This is a genomic window from Megasphaera sp. DJF_B143 (genome assembly GCF_900320625.1).
In the GTDB taxonomy this organism is placed as follows: Bacteria; Bacillota; Negativicutes; order Veillonellales; family Megasphaeraceae; genus Megasphaera; species Megasphaera hexanoica.
This window is the reverse complement of record NZ_ONTA01000235.1, coordinates 1-3,792: the sequence shown is the minus strand read 5'-3', so window position 1 is coordinate 3,792 and position 3,792 is coordinate 1. Positions and strand designations below refer to the sequence as shown.

Below are 3,792 nucleotides of genomic sequence, written 5' to 3'. Positions count from 1 at the left end.
GAGCCGTGTTTACGACAACTTCTCAAGATTTAAAGAAGTGCTTTTTTTATGTCTCGAAAAGATATAACCCGTACTGCAGACGAAAATCGTCAATACCGCTGGAACGGCAAATTCTGTCCAGCTGCCGGCAATCCTCATAATCAGTCTCCCCACTACAGCGTCATGCATGATCATGGAACCGGCCGTCCAGCCCAGAAGGCCTGCACCGCCATAGAGTACGACTGGGAAGCGGTCCATAATCCTGCCAATAACTGTGCTGCCCCCGACGATAATCGGGATACTGATGAGAAACCCGCAGGCGACGAGGATAAAGCTTCCATGAGATGCCCCGGCAATAGCCAGTACATTATCGACACCCATAGCCGCGTCGGCAATGATAATAGTCCGGATGGCACCCATCAGCGTGTCCGAAGCGTTAATTTTCTCATCATGCTCTGCCGGCAACAGTAACTTGATAGCAATAGGCAGCAAAATCAGCCCGCCCAGGACCTGCAGATAAGGAATCGACAGGAGCCATACGGCAATCAGTGTCATAACGAGGCGGATGATGACAGCCCCACCAGTGCCGATGAGTATGGCTTTTTTTCGCAAATCCGACGGCAGTTTATTGGCCGCCATGGCGATGACGACGGCATTATCACCGCCGAGCAGAATATCCAGCATAATAATGGATGCGAGGGCTGTTATAAAATCCCAGGAAACCAAGGTCCATTCCATGATGCATTCTCCTTTACATGAACATACGATAAAAAAATGAGACTTTCCCATGCCGTCTGACGGACAGTATGGAAAAGTCTCACCTATTGTAAAATGGTTACAACGCAGGCACCAGCCCAATGGGCATGCATGTTGACGCCAGCTAAAAGGTTACTCCCTTTTACTACTATATGTGGTTGTGCAATTAGTATACCAAATACACCGGCCTTGTGTCAATAGAATTTAGAATGCCGGGAACCATCATCGCAATAACTAAAATCTAAATTTAATTTTATATTACCAGCCTTTTTTACCGGCCAGAACGGCATCGGGAATGTCTCCTTTTTCAAAATCCGTCATTGCCTGATCCAAAATAGCAAATCCTTTTCTCAAATGGTCGTCCGATATATTCAGTGGCGGCTGCACCCGCAGGACGTTGGCACCTACATTGATGATCAGCAAATGATTTTCGTATGCCCGGTATAAAATTTTATAGGTGCCCTCCGGATCGGCTCTGTATTCACCGGTATCTGTTTTTTTTACGATACCAATACCCATAGACATACCGATTCCCCGTACGAAGCCTACTACGTCAGGATGCTTCCGCTGCAACTGTCCGGCTTCTTCCCAAAGGAGCTTAATGGTCCGGGCAAGTTGTTCTTGAAAAGCTCTTCTCTGCAAGATAGTAAAGAGTGCATTTCCTGCCGCACAGGATACCTGGTTGCCTCCCAATGTAAACAGATGTGCCGGAGCCGGAAGAGAATCCATAATATCAGCCCGTGCCATAAAAGCTCCCAGAGGGAAACCACCGCCGATGGATTTTCCCATGATAATACCATCAGGGATGACACCATAATGTTCGATAGCAAAAAACTTCCCTGTCCGGTAAAATCCCTGCTGTACTTCTTCAGAAATAAATAAGATATGGTATTTTTGACATAAATCATATAGTTTCCGAATGAATATCGGATGAGCCGGCAATATACCACCATCTCCTTGTATCGGCTCGATGACAACAGCTGCCACTTCTTCCGGTGATAGATACATAGAAAAGGCATTTTCTATAGCTTGCAGACAGTCCCGCTCTACCTGTTCATCCGGAAGATTGATGCCAAAATAAGGAAAATGATAAATTTCCGGAAGGAATGGCCCCATCTTTTCCCGCATTCTCGGTGTACAGGCAGTCATACTGCACGAACCGTAAGTATTTCCATGATACGAGTTCAAAAAGGTAATAATTTTTTTTCGTCCCGTATAGGCCCTGGCAAATTTTACAGCGCAATCGTTGGCATCGGACCCACAGTTTCCAAAGGCAATCTTAGCCTTCACCCCTCCCGGGTAGACGGAAACCAGATTTTCCGCGTAGGTAATCGTCGCTTCATTGTATGTATATGCCGGAGTATACTGCGTGCATTTCTGAAATTGCTCTTGTACGGCAGACATGATTTCCGGATGGCAGCTTCCCAGATTCAGCGATGATGCACTCGTAAGGAAGTCAATAAAACGGTTGCCATCTTTATCGGTCACAATATCCCCTTGTGCAGATTCTACTACAAGAGGAAAATACGAAAGATGCTGGCAAGTTGCAACAACTTCTGCATCCCGGTTTACCCATTCCTGACACGCCATTTGTTTCATACTCTTTCAGCTCCTTCTCCTCCAAAATCCGGTACGTTAATTCTCGTTATACATTTCCGCTTCAATTTCAGCATCAGGATCATGACTGTTAATTTTATACAATCCTATGGTGAGCATGGGCAAGGCAAAGAAGAGGAAGAACCCCCAGCATATAATGCCATAGCCCTGAGCAATAAGCGGAATCAGCCCAAAGGTAGACACAACGACTCCCAGAGCAGTAAGACCCACCGCAATAGCAGGGCGTACCCAGCGGGGTACATAGCCTTTCGCCCGTTTATATGCAATTTCCACACGGTCATCTACAGCTTTAATAAAACCTGTGCCGGTCGCGATGAGTGTACCCAGGAGCACACTTTCAAAGAGGATATAGAGCCATAGCATGTTCAATTCTTCAAAGACGACAGCGACAGGTATTTCTGCCTGGATAGCTGCCGTAAAATTACAGCCCATCACCAGGAGAAGCAATACCGCCGGAATAATGCCAAAGATTCCGGAAATAATCCCACACAGGACCGCTTCTTTGCGGGTTTTTAAATCCCGCACCGTGTATAATACCACGGCGACAACGACAAGATTATAGAAGGAATACCGCAGGCCGTTGAACCACCAGTCGCCCCCGATTTCTGCCCGGGCGAATTCATTAGCAATAGCTCCTCCGAATTTATAGAAAACGACAGCCATAAAGAGGATGTATACGGCATACAGGATATATCCCCACACGGTAAGCGCCTTTTCAATCGTTGCCGTTCCTTTCAAGACCAAAATCACCATACCGGCCGAAAGAATGCCGATGCCAAACCATTTGGAAAGCCCGGTAAGACTGTTGAGCATACTGCCGGCACTGGCACAGACGACGCCCATAATGATAACCATCATGGCCCAGTAACATACTTCATACAGGATAGCCCCCCGGCCGAGAAGTCGTTTCATGAGAGACCCATAATCATAGGTCTTGAAGATACGAACGAATTCAAAAGTAATCACACACATCAGCGTCCAGACAACCATCGTGATCATCTGTGCCAAAAAACCGCCCAATAGTCCCTGCGTCCCAAAAAATTGCGCAATCTCAGCACCTGTACCATATCCGCCGCCAATGACTACTTGTTGAAAAACAAAACCGGGAATAACATATTTCGTCCAACTCGTCTTCGCCTTTTCCATATCGTCACGTCCTTTCTCTAATACATTTTGTCATGAAAAGTGCAAAAGATATCCTGCCGACAGCGCTATCGTGTACAATCATCGCCTCGTTTTAAATCATATTGATATATACTATGTGAAATGATGAAAAGCCATACTCCGGAATATACGGCATAGCTATCTTTTTATCAAATTACCTGTTCGGTATTTACGCTCTCCACAACTTAGTTTACAATACATATATAAGGACAGTTTCGTATACCAGTAAACATGTTTTATATTTTATTGTTTTCTTATTTTTATTCTTTATATTAT

At 45.5% G+C, this 3,792-nt stretch carries 3 protein-coding genes; all 3 read right to left on the bottom strand.

Annotated elements, in window-relative coordinates; translation table 11 throughout:
- Window positions 1–9 precede the first annotated feature (9 nt).
- The 3 genes from DBO31_RS07030 to DBO31_RS07020 all read right to left on the bottom strand — a co-directional run bounded on the left by DBO31_RS07030 (window position 10) and on the right by DBO31_RS07020 (window position 3,498).
- On the bottom strand, window positions 10–717 hold the full coding sequence (locus DBO31_RS07030; RefSeq protein WP_113856384.1) for a TerC family protein: 708 nt from the start codon (window positions 715–717) through the stop codon (window positions 10–12).
- Between the two features lie 276 nt (window positions 718–993).
- Window positions 994–2,334, bottom strand: a complete 1,341-nt coding sequence (locus DBO31_RS07025) for an aspartate aminotransferase family protein (RefSeq protein ID WP_059076544.1) — start codon at window positions 2,332–2,334, stop codon at window positions 994–996.
- A 36-nt stretch (window positions 2,335–2,370) separates the two neighbouring features.
- Window positions 2,371–3,498, bottom strand: coding sequence for a hypothetical protein (locus DBO31_RS07020; protein WP_075581600.1), 1,128 nt, complete (start codon window positions 3,496–3,498; stop codon window positions 2,371–2,373).
- Between the last annotated feature and the right edge of the window lie 294 nt (window positions 3,499–3,792).